This is a genomic window from Pseudoalteromonas sp. PSi26 (assembly GCF_054960575.1).
In genome coordinates, this window is the sequence record NZ_JBHNYT010000020.1 from 39,493 (window position 1) to 60,583 (window position 21,091).

At 38.4% G+C, this 21,091-nt stretch carries 21 protein-coding genes; all 21 read left to right on the forward strand.

The window, feature by feature from the left end:
- The first annotated feature begins 135 nt into the window (after window positions 1-135).
- The 21 genes from mnmG to ACFI34_RS17355 all read left to right on the forward strand — a co-directional run bounded on the left by mnmG (window position 136) and on the right by ACFI34_RS17355 (window position 20,886).
- Entirely contained in the window at window positions 136-2,025 is a 1,890-nt protein-coding gene (gene mnmG, locus ACFI34_RS17255; RefSeq protein ID WP_271480920.1) for a tRNA uridine-5-carboxymethylaminomethyl(34) synthesis enzyme MnmG, read from the forward strand.
- A 15-nt stretch (window positions 2,026-2,040) separates the two neighbouring features.
- On the forward strand, window positions 2,041-2,661 hold the full coding sequence (gene rsmG, locus ACFI34_RS17260) for a 16S rRNA (guanine(527)-N(7))-methyltransferase RsmG (RefSeq protein ID WP_462674371.1): 621 nt from the start codon (window positions 2,041-2,043) through the stop codon (window positions 2,659-2,661).
- 14 nt (window positions 2,662-2,675) lie between these two features.
- Window positions 2,676-3,461, forward strand: a complete 786-nt coding sequence (locus ACFI34_RS17265; RefSeq protein ID WP_006793958.1) for a ParA family protein — start codon at window positions 2,676-2,678, stop codon at window positions 3,459-3,461.
- 20 nt (window positions 3,462-3,481) lie between these two features.
- A complete protein-coding gene (locus ACFI34_RS17270; protein ID WP_462674372.1) occupies window positions 3,482-4,408 on the forward strand; it encodes a ParB/RepB/Spo0J family partition protein in 927 nt (308 codons plus the stop codon).
- A gap of 142 nt (window positions 4,409-4,550) precedes the next feature.
- Window positions 4,551-4,931 (forward strand): ATP synthase subunit I, encoded by a 381-nt coding sequence (locus tag ACFI34_RS17275; RefSeq protein WP_462674373.1) that lies wholly within the window; start codon window positions 4,551-4,553, stop codon window positions 4,929-4,931.
- Window positions 4,932-4,946: 15 nt separating this feature from the next.
- Window positions 4,947-5,804 carry a F0F1 ATP synthase subunit A gene (gene atpB, locus ACFI34_RS17280; protein WP_271480927.1) on the forward strand — a complete coding sequence of 286 codons (858 nt, stop codon included), beginning with the start codon at window positions 4,947-4,949 and terminating at the stop codon, window positions 5,802-5,804.
- Window positions 5,805-5,857: 53 nt separating this feature from the next.
- Entirely contained in the window at window positions 5,858-6,091 is a 234-nt protein-coding gene (gene atpE, locus ACFI34_RS17285) for a F0F1 ATP synthase subunit C (RefSeq protein WP_004335261.1), read from the forward strand.
- A 41-nt stretch (window positions 6,092-6,132) separates the two neighbouring features.
- Window positions 6,133-6,603, forward strand: a complete 471-nt coding sequence (gene atpF, locus ACFI34_RS17290; RefSeq protein ID WP_271480937.1) for a F0F1 ATP synthase subunit B — start codon at window positions 6,133-6,135, stop codon at window positions 6,601-6,603.
- A 16-nt stretch (window positions 6,604-6,619) separates the two neighbouring features.
- Window positions 6,620-7,153: a F0F1 ATP synthase subunit delta gene (gene atpH / locus ACFI34_RS17295; protein WP_006793952.1), complete on the forward strand. Its 534-nt coding sequence runs from the start codon at window positions 6,620-6,622 to the stop codon at window positions 7,151-7,153.
- A gap of 14 nt (window positions 7,154-7,167) precedes the next feature.
- Window positions 7,168-8,709, forward strand: coding sequence for a F0F1 ATP synthase subunit alpha (atpA, locus tag ACFI34_RS17300; RefSeq protein WP_271480940.1), 1,542 nt, complete (start codon window positions 7,168-7,170; stop codon window positions 8,707-8,709).
- A 60-nt stretch (window positions 8,710-8,769) separates the two neighbouring features.
- Window positions 8,770-9,630 carry a F0F1 ATP synthase subunit gamma gene (atpG, locus tag ACFI34_RS17305; RefSeq protein ID WP_008130741.1) on the forward strand — a complete coding sequence of 287 codons (861 nt, stop codon included), beginning with the start codon at window positions 8,770-8,772 and terminating at the stop codon, window positions 9,628-9,630.
- A gap of 33 nt (window positions 9,631-9,663) precedes the next feature.
- Window positions 9,664-11,049 (forward strand): F0F1 ATP synthase subunit beta, encoded by a 1,386-nt coding sequence (atpD, locus tag ACFI34_RS17310; protein ID WP_006793949.1) that lies wholly within the window; start codon window positions 9,664-9,666, stop codon window positions 11,047-11,049.
- 13 nt (window positions 11,050-11,062) lie between these two features.
- Window positions 11,063-11,485, forward strand: coding sequence for a F0F1 ATP synthase subunit epsilon (locus ACFI34_RS17315; RefSeq protein ID WP_006793948.1), 423 nt, complete (start codon window positions 11,063-11,065; stop codon window positions 11,483-11,485).
- A gap of 166 nt (window positions 11,486-11,651) precedes the next feature.
- Window positions 11,652-13,790 carry a winged helix-turn-helix domain-containing protein gene (locus tag ACFI34_RS17320; RefSeq protein ID WP_462674374.1) on the forward strand — a complete coding sequence of 713 codons (2,139 nt, stop codon included), beginning with the start codon at window positions 11,652-11,654 and terminating at the stop codon, window positions 13,788-13,790.
- Window positions 13,791-14,499: 709 nt separating this feature from the next.
- Entirely contained in the window at window positions 14,500-14,697 is a 198-nt protein-coding gene (locus tag ACFI34_RS17325) for a hypothetical protein (protein ID WP_462674375.1), read from the forward strand.
- Window positions 14,698-14,706: 9 nt separating this feature from the next.
- Window positions 14,707-15,207 carry a biotin/lipoyl attachment domain-containing protein gene (locus tag ACFI34_RS17330; protein WP_462674376.1) on the forward strand — a complete coding sequence of 167 codons (501 nt, stop codon included), beginning with the start codon at window positions 14,707-14,709 and terminating at the stop codon, window positions 15,205-15,207.
- 1,407 nt (window positions 15,208-16,614) lie between these two features.
- Window positions 16,615-16,956, forward strand: coding sequence for a hypothetical protein (locus tag ACFI34_RS17335; protein WP_462674377.1), 342 nt, complete (start codon window positions 16,615-16,617; stop codon window positions 16,954-16,956).
- A 2-nt stretch (window positions 16,957-16,958) separates the two neighbouring features.
- Window positions 16,959-18,203 carry an HlyD family secretion protein gene (locus tag ACFI34_RS17340; protein ID WP_462674378.1) on the forward strand — a complete coding sequence of 415 codons (1,245 nt, stop codon included), beginning with the start codon at window positions 16,959-16,961 and terminating at the stop codon, window positions 18,201-18,203.
- A complete protein-coding gene (locus ACFI34_RS17345; RefSeq protein WP_462674381.1) occupies window positions 18,203-20,416 on the forward strand; it encodes a peptidase domain-containing ABC transporter in 2,214 nt (737 codons plus the stop codon). The genes ACFI34_RS17340 and ACFI34_RS17345 overlap by 1 nt, the downstream gene beginning before the upstream one ends.
- Window positions 20,417-20,436: 20 nt before the next feature.
- Window positions 20,437-20,592 carry a hypothetical protein gene (locus ACFI34_RS17350; RefSeq protein WP_462674379.1) on the forward strand — a complete coding sequence of 52 codons (156 nt, stop codon included), beginning with the start codon at window positions 20,437-20,439 and terminating at the stop codon, window positions 20,590-20,592.
- A gap of 162 nt (window positions 20,593-20,754) precedes the next feature.
- The gene (locus ACFI34_RS17355) at window positions 20,755-20,886 is read left to right on the forward strand and encodes a hypothetical protein (RefSeq protein ID WP_462674380.1); all 132 of its coding nucleotides are present in this window, start codon (window positions 20,755-20,757) and stop codon (window positions 20,884-20,886) included.
- Window positions 20,887-21,091 lie beyond the last annotated feature (205 nt).

Sequence of the window (21,091 nt, forward strand, 5' to 3'; positions counted from 1 at the left end):
TAAAAGATCCTTTATATTATTAGAGATCACTTACTTAGATCTGAGCACAGTTTAATCATTTATCTTCTGCTCATTTCTAGGTAGAATACGCTCCCTTTTGAAGTTTACCGGTTTGATTTAAGTAGGATCCCATTAATGATTTTTCATGAAAATTTTGACGTTATCGTAGTAGGTGGTGGACATGCAGGCACTGAAGCCGCATTGGCAGCTGCCCGTATGGGGATGAATACCCTGCTACTGACTCACAATATGGATACCCTTGGTCAAATGTCTTGTAACCCAGCAATTGGTGGGATAGGCAAAGGTCATTTGGTAAAAGAAATCGACGCGCTTGGCGGTGCAATGGCACAAGCTATTGATAAAGGCGGGATCCAATTTCGTACTTTAAATTCTTCAAAAGGACCTGCGGTTCGTGCAACCCGAGCACAAGCTGATCGCGCTTTGTATAAAGCGGCTATTCAAACCACATTACAAAACCAAGAGAACTTAAAAATATTTCAGCAGTCTTGTGATGATCTTATTGTTGAAAACGATCGTGTAACTGGCGTAGTAACTCAAATGGGATTACGTTTTAGCGCACCCAGTGTAGTACTTACGGTAGGTACCTTTTTAGGTGGCCAAATACACATAGGTTTAGAAAACTACAAAGGCGGACGTGCAGGCGATCCACCATCAATTGCTTTAGCACAACGATTACGTGAACAACCTTTCAGAGTAGATCGTTTAAAAACAGGTACTCCACCACGTATTGATGCGCGTACGGTTGATTTTAGCAAAATGCAGGAGCAACCAGGCGATGCCCCTACACCTGTATTTTCATTTTTAGGTAAACAAAGTGACCACCCGCAACAAATACCGTGTTACATCACTTACACAAATGAAAAAACACATGATGTTATACGCAAAAACTTACATCGTTCACCTATGTACTCAGGTGTTATTGAAGGCATTGGCCCACGTTACTGCCCATCTATTGAAGATAAAATTGTTCGCTTTGCAGATAAAGACAAACACCAAATATTTGTAGAGCCAGAGGGTTTAACATCTTACGAGCTTTACCCTAATGGTATTTCGACAAGTCTACCGTTTGATGTGCAATTAGAAATAGTCCAATCGATCACCGGTTTTGAAAATGCACATATTTGCCGACCAGGTTATGCCATTGAATACGATTACTTTGATCCTCGTGATTTAAAACAATCACTAGAAACTAAATTTATTGAAGGCTTATTCTTTGCAGGCCAAATAAACGGAACTACTGGCTACGAAGAAGCGGGTGCACAAGGCTTAATTGCAGGCATGAATGCGGCACTTAAAGTGCAAGGTAAAGAGTCGTGGACGCCACGTCGTGATGAAGCCTATGTTGGCGTATTAATTGACGACTTAGCGACACTTGGTACAAAAGAACCTTACCGTATGTTTACTAGCCGTGCTGAATACCGCTTATTGTTGCGTGAAGATAATGCCGATATTCGTCTAACTGAAAAAGGCCGTGAGCTAGGTTTAGTTAACGATGAACGCTGGCAGGCATTTAACGAAAAAATGGAAGTCATCGAAAAAGAAAAACAACGCATTAAAGACACGTGGATTCATAAAGATCATGTAGCGGTTGATCAAGTAAACGCTTTATTAAAAGCACCATTAACACGTGAAGCAAGTTTAGAAGAATTACTACGCCGCCCAGAGATCCGTTATGATGATCTAATGGCCATTGAAGGCTTAGGATCTGAATTTACAAATAAAGCGGCTTTAGAGCAGGTCGAGATCCATACAAAATACGCAGGTTACATTGCGCGTCAGCAAGATGAGATCAATAAACAGCTTCGCCATGAAGAAACAATTTTACCAAAAGAGTTTGATTATAAAACCGTATCAGGTTTGTCAAACGAGGTAGTGGCAAAACTAGAAGAGTCTCGTCCGGACACTATTGGTCAGGCTTCGCGTATTTCTGGTATCACACCAGCGGCTATTTCGTTATTATTAGTGTATCTGAAGAAGCAAGGCTTATTACGCAAATCAGCGTAACGGTAAGGGCACCTAGTGTTACAACAACAATTAACTACATTGTTAGCGCAAACTGATATTGCGCTAACAGAAAAACAACAGCAACAGCTTGTTCGTTACGTTGAACTATTGGATAAGTGGAACAAAGCGTATAACTTAACCTCAGTGCGTTTACCTCAAGAAATGATGGTAAAGCATATTATGGACAGTCTTGTTGTTGCACCTCATTTACCCGGTCATCATTATATTGATGTGGGTACAGGCCCAGGGCTTCCAGGTATTGTATTAGCTATTGCACTTCCTAATACCCAATTTGTATTACTCGACAGTTTAGGTAAACGTGTACGCTTTTTAATGCATGTAAAGCATGAACTTGGGCTTGATAATGTTACCCCGGTACAGTCAAGAGTTGAAGAATATCAGCCAAGTGTTAAATTAGATGGCGTACTCAGTCGTGCATTTGCATCATTACAAGATATGGTTGATTGGTGTTCACACCTAATTGATCAATCTGGCCATTTTATTGCGCTTAAAGGCGTTTACCCTAGCGAAGAGTTAGAGTTATTACCCGCTGGTGTAAAGTTTAAGAAAAAAATTGCATTAGAAGTACCCGAGTTAGATGCACAACGACATTTAATTATTCTTTCTAAAGACTAGGGATCAGAGACACTGTGGCAAAAGTCATCGCATTAGCAAATCAAAAAGGGGGTGTAGGTAAAACTACGACCGCTGTTAATCTCGCTGCGTCTATGGCCGCAACGAAGCGTAAAGTGCTGTTAATTGATCTCGACCCGCAAGGTAATGCCACTATGGGCAGTGGTGTAGATAAATATGGCGACGTGCCAACTATTTACGACCTACTTATTGAAGACAAGCCCATTGAAGACGTGATCATTAAAGAAACATCTGGCGAATACCATATGATTGCAGCAAACGGAGACGTAACTGCTGCCGAAGTTAAACTAATGGAATTATTTGCCCGTGAAGTGCGTCTTCGTAATGCACTTGAAAAAATTCAGGACCAATACGAGTTTATATTTATAGACTGCCCGCCTTCATTAAACATGCTAACTGTTAATGCTATGGCCGCTGCAGATTCTATTTTAGTACCAATGCAATGTGAATATTATGCACTGGAAGGCCTAACAGCATTAATGGATACCATTACGCAATTGGCTAAATTAGTAAACCCTGAATTAAAAATTGAAGGCATATTACGCACTATGTACGATCCGCGTAACCGCCTAGCAAACGACGTTTCAGAACAATTAAAACAACATTTTGGTGATAAAGTGTATCGCACTGTGATCCCACGAAATGTTCGTCTAGCTGAGGCGCCAAGTTTTGGTGCACCTGCTATGTACTACGACAGAGCATCAAGTGGCGCGAAAGCGTATTTGGCACTTGCCGGTGAAATGCTGCGCAGAAAAGAAAAAACAGCGTCCGTTGTCGCCTAACTTTGAGGTAAAAAAATAACATGTCTGCTAAAAAACGAGGTTTAGGCCGAGGACTCGATGCACTTTTAAGTTCGTCTAAGCCTGCACCGAGCGCCAGCAAGGAACAAGACACACAAAACCTAACAGAGGTTGTCCAAAGTACAGTTAGTGCTACAGATAACCCGTTACAAACATTGCCTATTGAGTTTTTGCATTCAGGCAAGTACCAACCTCGTAAAGACATGTCTGAAGAGGCACTCGAAGAACTTGCCAGCTCTATTCGCTCACAAGGAATTATTCAACCTATCGTTGTGCGCCCTATTGCCCACAATAGTTATGAAATTATTGCCGGTGAACGTCGTTGGCGCGCAGCGCAAATTGCAAAACTAGACGCTGTTCCGTGTATTATTAAAGATGTACCCGATGAAGCCGCCGTTGCTATAGCACTGATTGAAAATATTCAGCGTGAAGATTTAAATGCAATGGAAGAGGCGGTTGCGCTTAATCGTTTATTAAATGAGTTTGAATTAACACATCAGCAAGTGGCTGATGCCGTTGGTAAATCAAGAACCACCGTAACAAACTTATTACGTTTAAATAATTTAAATAGTGATGTAAAAATTCTGTTAGAACATGGTGACATAGAAATGGGCCATGCGCGTTGCTTACTGGCACTTGAAGGCGAAGCACAGTCTGACGCAGCACGAACCGCCGTTGCAAAGGCACTAACAGTAAGAGAAACTGAAAAGCTCGTGCGTGCAATTTTAGAGCCAGCACCCGCCAAGCAAGAACACCAAAAAGACCCAGATGTTAAACAGTTAGAACAACAATTAGCTGAAAACCTAGGTGCTAAAGTAGAGATAAACTACAACAAAAAAGGCAAAGGTAAATTGGTGATTTCATATACTAATTTAGACGAGCTTGACGGCATTTTGAATCGTATTAATCACGACAATACCCACCATTGATCTATTACATGTCTAAAAAGAGACATTTGTAGCAAATTTGTGTTACAAACACTCTACTCAAGTTGCAAAACTGGCAGGATACAGTATAATTTCGCCAGTTTTCACACCCTAACGATTTGAACGCCATTAAGGTTAACAAAAAGTGAATAATAAGTTAGCAAGTCCGTATAGGCTTGCCGCATTTAAACTAATTTGTCTTCAGGGTGTTGTAGCATTATTTGCTGCCGTAATTATTTTTATTGGTTTGGGAGTTGAAGCCAGTCTGTCAGCGTTAGCTGGTGGTGCAGTTGCGATACTTCCTCACTGTGTTTTTGCACTTTACGCATTCCGATTTATGGGGGCGAGTCGTGCAGAACAAGCGTATAACGCGTTAAAACGCGGTAACGCACTAAAGTTTATGCTTACAATCATATTGTTTGCGCTAGTACTAAAGCATTTTCCGGTAGTTCTACTGCCCTTTTTTAGTACCTATGTACTGGCTTTATTCACTGGATTGTTTGCACCCGTTTTTTTTAAACATTAACTTTTGGGATATAACATGGCTGCAGAAGAAGTTACTCTATCTAGCCATATCCAGCACCACTTAACCAATGCTAAGATGTGCTCGACCGATGCCGGTCTAGCCTTCAATAAAGCATGTACGGACAGTGGTTTTTGGACATGGCATGTAGATACCCTCGCATGGTCAATCGGACTAGGTCTTATCTTTTTATGGATCTTCCGTAGTGCCGCTAAAAAATCAACAGTGGGCGTACCAGGTAAATTTCAGTGTTTCATTGAAATGATAGTTGAGTTCGTTGGCGACAACGTACGTGATACTTTCCATGGTAAAAGCAAGCTGATTGCACCATTAGCATTAACGATATTCGTTTGGATATTTTTAATGAACTTAATGGATTTAATCCCAGTTGACTTCTTACCTGCATTTGCTGGTTTAGTAGGTGAGCAAGCCTTTGGCATGGACTCACACGACGTATACATGAAAATTGTACCAACAACAGATATAAACTTAACAGCAGCGCTGGCGCTAGGTGTGTTTATATTAATGATTGGTTACTCAATTAAAATTAAAGGTATCGGCGGTTTTATTAAAGAGCTAACACTTCACCCGTTTAGTTCAAACAATACAGCTATGCAGATTCTTTTAATCCCATTCAATCTATTACTAGAGCTTATCGCATTGGTTTCTAAGCCGTTTTCACTGGCGCTGCGTTTGTTCGGTAACTTATATGCAGGTGAACTAATCTTCATCCTTATAGGTGCGATTGGCTTAATGCAACTTCCGTTGCACTTTGTTTGGGCTGTATTCCATATCTTAGTAATCGTATTGCAAGCATTCGTATTCATGATGCTAACAATCGTATACCTAAGCATGGCAAGTTCAGATAATCACTAATTTATAACTTTTAATTTTTACTTTTAATTACAATTGAAACTTTGGAGAAAAAAATGGAACTAGTATTAGGTCTTAAGTACATCGCAGTAGCTTTACTTATCGGCTTCGGTGCAATCGGTACAGCAATCGGTTTTGGTAACATGGGCGGTAAATTCCTTGAAGCATGTGCGCGTCAACCTGAGCTTGCACCATCGCTACAAGTTAAAATGTTTATCCTTGCTGGTCTAATCGATGCTGTAGCAATGATTGGTGTTGGTATCGCGATGGTATTGTTGTTCGTACTTTAATTTTATTTTTTGAACAGCTTACTATTTAAGGAGGAGCGGTTGTGAACTTAAACGCCACTCTTATCGGTGAATTAATTGCGTTTACGGTGTTCGTACTTTTCTGTATGAAGTTCGTATGGCCACCACTAAACGGTGCAATTGAAGCTCGCCAGAAGAAAATCGAAGATGGTTTAGCTGCCTCTGATAGAGCCGAAAAAGACTTAGAACTTGCGCAACAAAAAGCTGCAGAACAGCTTAAAGATGCAAAAGCTCAAGCGGCTGATATCATTGAACAAGCTAAAAAGCGTGCCGTGCTAATTGTTGACGAAGAAACAGTTCGTGGACAAGAAGAGCGTGAAAAAATTATTGCTCAAGGGCACTCTGAAATTGAATCAGAGCGTAACCGTGTGACAGAAGAGCTACGTAAGCAAGTAGCAACACTGGCTGTGGTTGGCGCAGAGAGAATTTTAGAGCGTGAAATCAATCAAGCCGCACATAGTGACATCGTTGAAAAACTTGTCGCTGAGCTGTAATTAGGAGGGTATGAGCATGTCTGAATTGACTACTATCGCTCGCCCATACGCTAAAGCGGCTTTTGAACTTGCCGTTGAAAAAGGCGCTATTGAAAGCTGGAATGACATGTTGTTTTTCGCTGGCCACGTTGCCAGCGACGAGCAAGCATCAGCCATTTTAGCTGGATTGCCTACTGCTTCTGCACAAGCTGAGTTATTTATTAACTTATGCGCAGAGCAGCTCAACGAACAAGGTCAGAACCTAGTGAAGGTGATGGCTGAAAATGGACGTTTGATTGCACTGCCTGAGGTTGCACAGTTATTCGCTGCGTTTAAAGCAGAGTATGACAAAGAAATCGATGTAGACGTGATTTCGGCAACCCCTCTTACTGCAGCGCAGCAAGAGTCATTGGTAGCGACACTTGAAAAACGTTTCGCACGCAAAGTTAAGCTGAATTGTAGTGAAGACGCGTCAGTAGTTGGCGGCCTTATTATTAAGGCAGGCGACACTGTAATCGACGGCTCTGTACGCGGAAAATTAAACCGCTTAGCCACAACACTACAATCGTAATTGGGAAAAAGAGCATGCAACTTAATTCCACTGAAATTTCAGAACTAATCAAACAACGTATTGAGAAGTTCGAAGTTGTAAGTGAAGCTCGTAACGAAGGTACAATTGTATCTGTTACTGACGGTATCATCCGCATCCACGGTCTAGCTGACTGTATGCAAGGTGAGATGATTGAGCTTCCTGGCAACCGTTATGCTATCGCACTAAACCTTGAGCGTGACTCAATTGGTGCAGTAGTAATGGGTCCGTACGCTGACCTTACTGAAGGCGTAAAAGTATATACAACTGGTCGTATCTTAGAAGTTCCTGTTGGTGCTGGCTTACTTGGTCGTGTTGTTAACACACTAGGTGCTCCTATCGATGGTAAAGGCGCTTTAGATAACGACGGGTTTGAACCTGTAGAAAAAATTGCACCAGGTGTAATCGAGCGTCAATCTGTAGATGAGCCAGTTCAAACTGGTTACAAATCTATTGATGCTATGATTCCAGTTGGTCGTGGTCAGCGTGAGCTTGTAATCGGTGACCGCCAAACAGGTAAAACTGCACTAGCAATCGATGCAATCATCAACCAAAAAGACACAGGCGTTAAGTGTGTGTACGTAGCGGTTGGTCAAAAAGCATCTACTATTGCTAACGTAGTACGTAAATTAGAAGAGCACGGTGCACTTGCAAATACTATCGTAGTTGTAGCATCTGCTTCTGAGTCTGCGGCACTTCAGTACTTAGCACCGTTCTCGGGCTGTACTATGGGTGAATACTTCCGTGACCGTGGTGAAAACGCATTAATCGTATATGATGATTTATCTAAGCAAGCAGTTGCTTACCGTCAAATCTCATTACTACTTAAGCGTCCACCAGGTCGTGAAGCATACCCAGGTGACGTATTCTACCTTCACTCGCGTCTTTTAGAGCGTGCATCGCGTGTAAACGCTGATTACGTTGAAAAGTTCACTAACGGTGAAGTGAAAGGACAAACTGGTTCATTGACGGCATTGCCAATCATTGAAACTCAAGGCGGCGACGTTTCTGCGTTCGTACCGACTAACGTTATCTCTATCACCGATGGTCAGATCTTCTTAGAAACTGACTTATTTAACTCAGGTATCCGCCCGGCAGTAAATGCTGGTATCTCGGTATCGCGTGTTGGTGGTGCTGCACAAACTAAAATCGTTAAGAAACTAGGTGGCGGTATCCGTCTAGCCCTAGCTCAGTACCGTGAATTAGCTGCGTTCTCGCAGTTCGCGTCTGACCTTGACGATGCTACACGTGCTCAACTTGAGCATGGTGAGCGTGTAACAGAGCTAATGAAGCAGAAACAGTACGCGCCAATGTCTGTTGCTGAAATGTCTTTGTCGTTATTTGCAGCTGAGAAAGGTTATCTTAAAGATATCGAAATCGCTAAAATTATGGATTTCGAAGCAGCTTTACTTTCTTACGCGAATAGCACATACGCAGAGCTTGTGGCTCAAATCAATGAAACTGGTAACTACAACGCCGAGATCGAAGCGCAACTTAAAGAACTTCTAGAGAAGTTCAAGTCTACGCAAACTTGGTAATTTAGTTATTAATGGTGCGCTTTAGTTTAATAAAGCACACCTTGATTCGGAGAGAGAGTCATGGCCAGCGGAAAAGAGATTAAAAGCAAGATCGGGAGTATTAAAAATACTCAAAAGATCACTAGCGCAATGGAAATGGTTGCTGCGTCTAAAATGAAAAAGGCGCAAGAACGAGTGGCTTCAAGCCGTCCATACGCTGACAAATTACGCAAAGTGATTGGTCGTGTTGCTCAAGCAAATCTTGATTTTACTCACCCGTTCTTAGAAGAACGTGAAGTAAAACGAGTTGGTTATATTGTTATCTCTACTGACCGTGGTCTATGTGGCGGCCTAAACTCAAACGAGTTTAAGAAAGTTGCATTAGACATAAAAGCATGGAAAGAAAAAGGTGTAGACGCAGAGTTTGCAACTTTAGGCAGCAAAGCTGCTGGTTTCTTTCAACGCTTTGGTGGTCAAGTGCTTGCTAAAAAAGCAGGCCTAGGAGATAAACCTTCGGTACAAGACGTTATTGGTCCTGTAAAAGTAATGCTTGATGCATTCTCTGAAGGTAAAATTGACCGTTTATTCCTGGTATATAACAACTTCGTTAATACCATGAAGCAAGAGCCAACAATAGATCAGTTACTCCCTTTGCCAAAAGCTGAAGAAGAAGTATCTGCCCACACATGGGACTACTTATACGAACCAAGCCCAGACGCTATTTTAGAGTCTTTGTTAGTTCGCTTTGTAGAGTCTCAGGTATACCAAGGTGTGGTTGAGAACGCTGCCTCTGAACAGGCTGCCCGTATGGTTGCGATGAAAGCCGCAACTGATAACGCTGGCGACCTTATGGATGAGTTACAGCTTGTTTACAACAAGGCCCGCCAAGCGGCAATCACACAAGAAATTAGTGAGATTGTTTCTGGTTCAGCCGCAGTTTAATGCTTCAGGCAAAGATTAACGAGAGGAATAGACATGAGTTTAGGTAAGGTCGTCCAAATTATCGGTGCCGTTGTGGATATTGAATTTTCACAAGACAACGTGCCAGCCGTATATGACGCGCTAAAAGTAACAGATGGCGATTTAGCTGGTTTGACTCTAGAAGTTCAACAGCAGCTAGGTGGCGGTGTGGTACGTACTATCGCACTAGGTACTACAGACGGTTTACGTCGTGGTGCAGCAGTATCAAACACAGGTGAAGCGATTCAAGTTCCAGTTGGTAAAGCAACACTTGGTCGTATCATGAACGTACTTGGTGAGCCAATCGATGAAGCTGGCCCAATCGGCGAAGAAGACCGTATGTCTATTCACCGTGCAGCGCCTTCATACGAAGAGCAATCAAGTTCAGTAGAACTTTTAGAAACAGGTATCAAGGTAATCGACCTTGTATGTCCGTTTGCTAAAGGTGGTAAAGTTGGTTTATTCGGTGGTGCCGGTGTTGGTAAAACCGTAAACATGATGGAACTTATCCGTAACATCGCAATCGAGCACAGCGGCTACTCAGTATTCGCAGGTGTTGGTGAGCGTACTCGTGAGGGTAACGATTTCTACCATGAGATGAACGATTCAAACGTACTTGATAAAGTATCGCTTGTATACGGTCAGATGAACGAGCCTCCAGGTAACCGTTTACGCGTAGCGTTAACAGGTCTTACTATGGCTGAAAAGTTCCGTGACGAAGGTCGCGATGTACTTTTCTTCGTAGATAACATCTACCGTTACACACTTGCGGGTACAGAAGTATCAGCACTACTTGGTCGTATGCCATCAGCGGTAGGTTACCAGCCTACACTAGCTGAAGAAATGGGTGTACTTCAAGAGCGTATCGCATCTACTAAGACGGGTTCAATCACATCAATCCAAGCGGTATACGTACCTGCGGATGACTTAACGGATCCATCTCCAGCAACAACGTTTGCTCACTTAGATGCAACAGTAGTACTTTCACGTGATATCGCATCACTTGGTATTTACCCAGCGGTAGATCCACTTGATTCATCTTCACGTCAACTTGACCCATTAGTAATTGGTCAAGAGCACTACGATACAGCGCGTGGCGTTCAAACAGTTCTTCAGCGTTACAAAGAACTTAAAGACATCATCGCAATCCTAGGTATGGACGAGCTTTCTGACGAAGATAAGCAACTTGTATCTCGTGCACGTAAAATTCAACGTTTCCTATCTCAGCCGTTCTTCGTGGCAGAGGTATTTACAGGTGCGTCAGGTAAATACGTTTCACTTAAAGACACAATTGCTGGCTTCAAGGGTATTTTAAACGGTGAGTTTGATGACCTTCCAGAGCAAGCGTTCTACATGGTTGGCTCTATCGAAGAAGCTCAAGAAAAAGCCAAAAGCATGTAATTAGGAGGGTAGTATGGCAGCTATGACTGTACATCTTGACGTAGTAAGCGCAGAGCAGAACTTGTTTTCTGGTTTGGTTGAATCGATTCAAGTATCTGGTAGTGAAGGTGAGCTTGGTGTTAATGCCGGTCACGCGCCACTACTAACTGCCCTTAAACCTGGTATGGTGCGTTTAGTTAAGCAATTTGGTGAAGAAGAACTCATCTACATTGCTGGCGGTACACTAGAAGTTCAACCGAACATAGTGACCGTACTTGCAGACACAGCCGTTCGTGGTGAAGACCTAGACGAACAAGCTGCAGAGCAAGCTAAACGTGACGCTGAAGCGCAAATGGCAAAAGGTGCATCGTCAGAGCTTGATTACAATCAAGCGGCAATGCAACTAGCTGAAGCGGTAGCACAATTACGTGTTATTCAGCAATTACGTAAAAAGTAAGCCTATCTGGTTTATAAAAAGCCCACTTTAAAGTGGGCTTTTTTGTGCTTGTAGGATGACATTTTAGTACTTAAGTGTTAATGTTCATTTCATTTTATTTTATTAACATTTTCTAATTGCGACATTTGCGATTATCAAACTTTGATATGGACGTTGAGTTGTATTTATGAAAGAAGCTAACTTTTCACGTAGTGTTAAAGAAGTCAAGTTTGGAGCATGGTCCTTAAACCCTAAGCTACAAACAATTTTTGACGGCGAAGTAGAAAGAGAATTAGAGCCTCTTCTTTTTAAAATTTTATGTTATTTAATTATAAATAAAGACGAGATTATTACGCGTCAAGATCTTGTTGATGATGTTTGGTGCCAACACTATGTTGACGATAACGCAATTAACCGCGCAATGTCAGAACTTAGAAAAGTACTAAAATCTGAAATACAACGTGGTTTAGTAGTAAAAACACATTACAGAAAGGGTTATAGCTTTTTTCTAGAGCCGGAAGTTATTTATTATGAAGAAGAGCCCTCATCTTTAGGGAAAGTTGCTTCAATAAAAGAAATACCTAATAAAAAACAAAAAAAGTTAATAGCATTAATAACTATATTAATTTTAGGCGCTTTTATTGGTGTTTACATGTTTCAAAGTATATCTCATCAGGATAGCTTAAATGAAAAAGATACATTACTAAAGGTTGAAACAAAAAAACCAAACATTGTAAATAGAAATTTTAACGAAGAAACGCTCTCTTGGCTACAGGGGGTGTATAGTCGAATGATACTTTCCCCAAATAACTCAACCGTTGCACTTTCATTCCTTGAAGAAGATCAATCATATTCAGCGCTTATACTAAAAAACCTACATACAGGGCAAGAAAGAAAAATATCAGAAGCTAACGCTAATATTTTTCCTGCAGGTTGGTCTATGGATAGCGAACGCGCAATTTATAGCTTAGAAAGCGAAGGTAAATGTGAGTTGTGGGAAGTTAGTTTAAAAAGTAATGCTGATAGTAAATTCTTATTTGAGTGTGAGCCATCACATCCAATGAACGTTATAAGCTTAGGTAATAACTCTTATATATTTTCAAAATACGGTTATAGAAAGCGCTCTGAGTTGTCGGCCCTTGTTAATAGAAACCTAAGTACAGGTGACGAGTTCCAAATAAGTTCTCCAAACTTAAATTCATATGGTGACAAATTTCTCTACTATATAAAAGATAAAAACAAAATTATATTTGAAAGGCAGCAGTTCAACTCTAGTCAATTATACATGACCGATTTGGAGGGTGGCGCACAGGTTAAGCTACACGAGGCTGACAGCAGAATATGGTCAATTAACTACCAAAAAGAAACAGATTCATTGTTATGGTATGACAATACAGAAGAAATTTTTTATCAATATTCTTTAATAAATAAACAAATTAAAAGTAAAATAAAAGTAGATAGTGACAGTAGCTACTCATTAACCTACCCAATTAATAATAATAATATTTTAGGGCTTACATACCCTTTTTCTCATAATATTTACAGGTTAGATTTAACTTCGAAAAATCTTAAACGTATATCAAAAACAAGAAGTAGGCTTGTAAACACTATTGGAGCAAATATTATATTTTTTAGTAAGGATAAGGGAACAATTAAACTAAATACGGCATTTAAAGATGGGAAAGTCACATCTAAAAGAGTCAGTTTTAGATATCGAAACTTTCAAGTATCACCTGATACTCAAGAAGCTTTCGGGGTTAATGAGAACGAGATAGAAATATTTAAATATGAAGATTTATCCGTTAAAAATGTTATCACCCCCAAAGGTAATTTGATCTCTACAGGTTATTTGTTAGATAAAAACATTGGTTACATTGTTCAAGAAGGTTCTGGTGCGAATACTCGCTCTTATATTTTTAATAGAAGTAACTCTAAGAGTATATTGTTACCAGTAAAAAATGCAGTATGGTTTGGCCAGTTACAAAATAACAAGCTCGTTTTTTTGAACAATTTAGGTGTGTTGACATTTTTTGATTTATCTACAGGGGAGCAGACAAAGGGTTTGAAAGTAACACAATCAGCCTATAAACATTCTTTATCAACAAACCAAAATAAAGTTTATCATTCAACGGGGAAAGCTATTTATGAATATGATTTTTCTAAAAGTGCTGATACTTTGCCTAATAAAGTATTTGAGGTAAGCAAAGCTGAAGATATTATTCGTGATATAGAGTTTTCGAGTTCCGAGAAGATTCTATCATTAGAAATTGTAGAGTTAGTTAACAATGAACTTGTGAGACTATCACTAGAAAAAGCGATTAATTAAAATTTTGTGAAATGATTAATATATTTATCAAAACAAATATGGCCTTGATCTAATTGATTGAAACGGGGGCTTCATCTATTCGTTTTTAAGTGCGCTTTTTATTTTAAAATACTAAAACATAGCTAACTAGTTTTTTTAATTTCATTTAGTATCCATTACTAAATGCGACTAAATTTGTTGTACATAAAAATAACCTTATTTCATACCTTTGAACTTCCCAACTAATCCAATTTCTTGCTATTACCCAAAGTTATAATAATTTTTGAGGGAAAATAACGCCTTATAAATGTTTTTCAAGTCTAGGGCTGAGTTTTTACTATCTAACCTGAGATTCTTATGTAAGGAAGTGTCACAATAATCAGTGATTGTTACTCTACTGGGTTCCTATAAGAAATATTAGTTTCAGATATTACTTATGTGGTTTTGAAAGAATATGCCCAAAGTATGGCGGTACTTTGGGCTACATATGCGAGAAATGCAAATGCAATAAGGAAATTTAATCTTACAGCTCATCCAAAAATAAAACAAGTTTTTATTATACTAACCTTTTTACTTTCTAATGTTTTTAAATTGTTTTATTTCAGTGGTTTAAGGCTTAACATTATGTGTTTAAATAATAATTGATAATTACATTTTTTTATATTTTTAGAGTAAATTAATTCGTGTTCACTAAAAAATATAACAAACACTACTTATAGGATTAAGACCCATGAAATTTTCATTGAAGAAAAAAAAATTAAAAGTACTTAAATCAGCAGACGTAAACACCAATAATATTCTAGCACTAGGACAAACTAAAATGGTAAACGGAGCATCTACTTTATCAGGGGACTTTACAAGTGTTAACATTCCGAAAGACCCTGACGTTCAAATTCCAGGTGCAACATTGACTAACGTTTTAAAATAAGGAGGCTTTTTGTTAGTAATTAATTTATATACTGCAATTTCATTTTCTGCCGTTTTGAATATAAATACTCCTGAGCTTCAGGAGTATTTATATTCCAGAGAGTCAGGAAAGATTAGTGAAGTTTTTGTTAAGAACGGCGATTTCGTTAATAAAAACGACCTATTAATGGCGTATGATAATTATGAGTCAAAAAGGTATGTTTACTCTACTTTGAAGGGAAATATCATATATGGGTCAAGGTTAGAAAAAGGTGATTTTTTTTATAAGGGAGAGCTTCTTTTTAAAATTAAAAATGAAGAATTCTATGGTGTGCTTTCGTTTAATGATATAGAGCTAGATAGCATTGCCTCTATAAAAATAGGGAGTTACATATGTTCAAGCGCATATGATTTTCGTTTTAAGGTGGTCAAGGTAGAGAGGTTATCTGTTTTAGTGTCAATAAAGAATTTAGATGAGAATTTGAGCATGAAAAGCAAGGGGGGCAATGAGACTTTTTATAGTTGTAATTAGTTTTTTAGTACTATTTGCTTAGCAAGTATATGAACTTGTTACGAAGCTTCTTTTAGACTTATTAAGTGATTACAGTCCCCATTTACCTCATTGAGGTCGATTAAATAGGGCATCATTTGTTAATGAGATTTCCAATTTTATCACTGGTAAACTCTAACACCTACCATACTTAATTTGATGGTATAGCTAACTAGCAATTTACCATATTGTAAGCTGGTATATTTCGATCCCGATACGCTATGGAATACGAGTCTACTCGGCGGATGTCGTTAATTATGGGCTTTGATTAACGCCTTACTTATTAAACCTGTCCCCGCACGTTTATCGATATGCCAACCTGTGTGCGGCGTGAATACAAAGCCATTCAGCCTCTATCCACTTTTAAATAAGTATATCACCAGCCCAAGTCTGATTAGTACCCGTTGGATTAAAGCTCTAATTAAGTAAGTTAATTGCAACAGAGTCTAAGTGTTTACGCTTAGTTGTTAATTTGTGAGCTAAACGCTGTGTGACTTTTAAACACAAACGGTGGATAACTTTGCCAACAAAGTATCGGCCAACTTGTTAGCCATCTTTACGAAACTTTTCATTATTTCTCGGTTACCTTAGCTTTCTCTGTTTTCTAAAAGTTGGCGAATACTTCTGTACAACTTCAACGTATCAATACTAATTATTGCTGTTGGGCGTTTTAGCCAGTTTGTAGTGGTACAGTTATTATAACCTGATTCACTTATTTGCATCATGCTACAAAGCAACGTTACTGGGAACTTAATAGACAGTTTTTTAATTGGATAAAGCTAAATTTTATTTCTTTTTCAAAGAAGGTGCTGACCTATTTTTTATATTTATTTTTTCATACTTAATTTTGTGTGTTCTTAACGTAATCGCTTTAGCTCACCCCAATCAGATTCATCAAAGTAATCACTTCCTGCCTAGCGACTCCTTTAATTTTCCTATTGCTAAGTAAACTACTAGCAACACTAAGAGGCTCCTGCAACTGTATCTCTGCTCAGTGAATATTAAAACAATTTCATCCTTTAAATTTGAGTATTACTTTTAAGTAGTTTATTTGAACTCAAATTTTTTCCTTAATTGATTGACGAAAATATCTTGAAATTAAGCCTTCAACTAATTTAGCCCAAAGAACCACAGGTATGAGTCTTCTTCATATATTACCTTCGCAAATTTTATGTCCATAAATATGTTTACCATATTAGCAAAGCAAACCTAGTCACTATTACTAGCTTATTTACAAATAACTTTTCAACTTAAGTAACTGAAAAAAAATAGTTTTATTAATTATCCTTACATTTGCTAAATGAATAATTATCTGTGAATATAAATTCCATCAAATCAGAGGGCACATGAAGAGCTTTCTTTTAAAAGTTAAATAATTTGGAGTTTACTATGACGCTTAATGAATATTTTAGTAGTTACTATGCATTAATCTGCGATGGTAGCTTAGATGATTTAGAGGGTTATTTTTGTTCTGGCTCCCCTTTATTTAATGCAACCAAGCAACAGTTTGAAACACTAAGAAAGCAATTTGATTTTAAATTTACTTTGCATAATGTTGCACTAATTGCGAAGCAAGATGATTTATTAGTTGTAAGAGATGTAATTAATTTTAAAGCCGAGATAGACGGCAAGGATATAGATAAAGTGTCAAGTAATCTACATTCGCTGGTAAAAGAAGCCGGTGAGTGGAAATTACATTGTAGTACACCACTACCTGAACAAATGGTGTAAACATGTCAGATTTATTTCGTAAAGAAGCAATTGATCACCAAGGGCAAAAACTTGATGGGGAAGTAACCATAGCAACCCATATGTCTTTTACATGGATACTTGGTTTAATTTTAGGGATTGTGATTATTGGTTGTACATATCTTATTTTAGGTGAGTATCACCGAAAAGAGGTGGTATCTGGATATTTAAGGCCAACGACGGGTTTATCAAAAATTTACCCTCTAACAACGGGTGTTATTGATGAGGTATTTGTTGAAGAAGGCCAAATTGTTGAAAAAGGCCAGTTGCTAGCACGAATAAGAATGGAGCGGCTTCTTACATCGGGAAGCGATGTGAACGACGTCATTGTTAGCCAGCTTATAAAGCAAAGGCAGTTTATTAATGAGAACTTAGAAACACAACAGTCATTAGCTGGTGTCAGTGTTGAAAAGCTAGAGTCTCAAATTGCGAGTACGACCTTTCAAGTTGAGCAAGCGCAAAAACAATTAGCATTGCTAAGTAAAAGGGTGGTTTTAAGTAAAAAAAGAGTTGCAGATACTGAGTTACTAATAAAAAAACAATTCGCCTCTAATGCTGATCTAGAAACGGTCAAAGATAACTACTTTGCAATACAACAACAAGCTGAAGATCTTGAGGCTCGTTTACTTTCTCAGCAAGAGTTACTAAGTCAGTATCGATTTGAATTAATACAAATGCCAATGAACCAACAAGAAGTTGAATCGCAGTTACGTTCACAGCTAGCAAACATAAATCAGCAAATTAGCCAGGCTGAATCGCAAGGTAGTTATGATGTTAGAAGTCAGCGTAGTGGCCGAATTAGTAACTTATTAGTTAAGCCAGGGATGATGGCACAATCAAATTACCCATTGATGGCAGTGTTACCAGAAGATACAAAATTAGAAGCCGTTCTTTTTGTACCCACAAGAGCATATGGATTTGTACAAAAAGGACAAGGCACACGTATTCGTTATCAGGCATTTCCGTACCAACGCTTTGGTATTTATGACGGGGTAATAAAAAGTGTATCTAAATCAATACTTTTACCTAACGAGACGGCTTTACCAGTGTCGCTTCAAGAGCCAATGTATCAAGTAGTTGTAGAGTTAACAAAACAAAACGCACAAGCTTATGGAGCGTCTGTTCCTCTACAAGCTGGCATGTTACTCGAGGCTGACATTATGGTTGATAGTCGTTCACTCTTTGAGTGGTTATTTGAACCAATATATAGCATTAAGGGAGCAGTATGATGGAAAACCCAATGCATTTATTAAAATTTAGCGGGGCAAAGCGTCTCCCCGTAATTTTACAAACAGAAGCGGCAGAGTGTGGGTTAGCAAGTATAGCAATGGTTGCCGCTTATTATGGTTACAAAACAGATTTAACAAGCTTGCGCCAAGAGCATGAAATTTCTTTAAAAGGTGCAAACCTTGAAGAGCTAATGCAAATTGCAGATAAGTTAAAGTTAAGTACACGGGCTTTGAGATTAGATTTAGAGCATTTATCACAACTTAAAACACCCTGTATTTTGCACTGGGATATGAATCACTTTGTAGTACTGAAAAAGGTAACTAAAAAGTCAATAGAGATACATGATCCAGGCTTAGGCGAACGCAAATACACGATGGAGGAGTTTTCTAAACACTTTACCGGTGTAGCATTAGAGCTTAGTCCAACGGAAGAGTTTAAATCTGAAGATTCGCGAGTCAATTTAAAGTTATCTGACTTTTGGAGCAAAGTAACCGGCTTAAAGTCAACGCTAGGTAAAGTATTTGTTTTATCACTATTACTGCAAGCATTTGCAATAGCGAGCCCTTACTACATGCAGTTGGTGGTGGACGAGGTTATTTTAAGCTACGACCAAAATTTACTCGCTATTTTAGCAATTGGCTTTGGACTGTTGATGGCAATAGAGATGGTTACAGGGGCCGTTCGGAGTGTTTTGTTACTGCATTTTGGTAACTTGATGAGTATACAGCTCGGTGCCAATTTATTTCACCACTTAGTGAGGCTACCACTACAGTATTTTGAAAAAAGACATATTGGCGATGTTGTTTCACGGTTTGGATCTTTACAGCAAGTAAAGGAGCTTCTGACTAAAGGCGTTATCGAAGCGGTTATTGATGGTGTCATGGCTATTGCAACACTCATTATGATTTTTTTATACAGTCCAAAGCTGAGCGTTATAGTTTTAATAGCCATTGCCATTTATGCCGTATTTAGAGTTGCAATGTACCGACCACTTCGTCAAATGTCTGAAGAGGTAATAGTAAACCAAGCTAAAGAGCAATCTAACTTTATGGAAACAGTGAGAGGTATTCAAACCATAAAATTGTTTGGTCGAGAAGTGCAAAGACAAAGTGTATGGCACAACAAATATGCAGATAGTTTGAACTCAGGTATACGTGTAGGTCACTTAAATATAGGTTACGAAGCAGTTAATAAAGTTATTTTTGGCCTTGAAAATGTTCTAGTTATTTACTTTGCAGCCATGTTGGTTATGGAAGGTGATTTAACGGTCGGTATGCTGTTTGCCTTTATGGCTTATAAACGCCAATTTGTAGAGAAAATGGCAAGTTTAATTGAAAAAATAATCGAATTTAAAATGCTTAGTCTTCATTTTAATCGCCTAGCAGATATTTCTTTAACTGATAAAGAGCAAGATATTCAAGGAAAAATGAGTGGTAAAAAAATCAGTGGTGGTATAGAGCTTAAAGGCATTAATTACCGATACAACAAAAAAGAAGCGCCGGTATTTAAACACTTAAACTTATCAATTAAAGCCGGAGAATCAGTTGCAATTATTGGTCCGTCGGGTTGCGGCAAAACCACACTCGCAAAGTTAATGCTTGGGTTATTTGAACCTGATGAGGGGAAAATCGAAGTAGACGGTGTTGACATTAGGCAGCTTGGGCTTGGTCAATACAGAACACAAATAGCAGCAGTAATGCAAGACGATCAACTTTTATCAGGCTCAATAGCAGACAATATATCGTTTTTTGACCCTGAGCTCGACATGCAACAAGTTGAATGGGCAGCCCAAATTGCCGCTATAGATAACGATATTTTACAAATGACAATGGGTTACAACACACTTGTTGGTGATATGGGGGCCGCACTATCGGGCGGGCAAATACAGCGCTTACTTCTAGCAAGAGCTTTATACAGAAAACCTAAAATCCTGTTTATGGATGAGGCAACAAGTAATTTAGACACAAAGTTAGAGTTTTCAGTAAACGAAGCAGTTAAAAACCTAGATGTAACACGCATTATTATTGCACACAGGCCAGAAACAATAGCCAGTGCAGATAGAGTTATAGAGCTTAGGTATGGTGAAGCAATAGAAGTAGATAAGCCCGACTTAGGTTCAAGAACTATAACAATGAATAAAGCAAATAGCTTAAACGTTGAAAATGAAGAGTTTAAAGATACAAGTTCAGACGGCAGTTTTTTAATACGTTAATTAGTAAAAAGGAGAAATAAATGAAAGAGTTAAATACAGTTCAGTTAGAAAAAGTAAATGGTGGTTTTGTTGGGCTTTTTGAAGGTGTGATTCCAGATCGCAGAGATTACAGAGATGGTGAAAATTATCAGAAAGACTTAGAGTTTTTTCTGGAGCAACTAAAGCTTATTAAGTAAAAAATAACATAAATATATAAAAGGAGAAATAAATGAAAGAGTTAAATGTAGTTCAATTAAATAAAGTTAATGGTGGTTGTCTTACTGAGCCATGTCCAACAGCACCATTAACACCAATTGAAAAGATTATTGATATGTTAACTAGATAATAAAGGTTTTTAAATGAAAGTTATAAATAAAAATATATTTAAAACAATTAATGGTGGGTCTGCTTTTTTGTCGCCATCTCAAGAGCAATATATTTGGGTGAATGGTAAAAAGGTATTAGTTTCACCAATTGTTTTTGGTAACTAATTATCTAAATACGCTTATATTAAATAAATATTATCAGGATAAAAAATGAAAAGTATTAATAGAGTAGATTTAAAAAATGTTAACGGCGGCTTACCTTTAATGGTACTACCATACCCTTTAGTTGTAGTGATTGTTCGCGAAATTATTAAATAAGGTAAAAAAATGAAGACATTAAATCAAACAGAAGTTCAAGAAGTAAATGGTG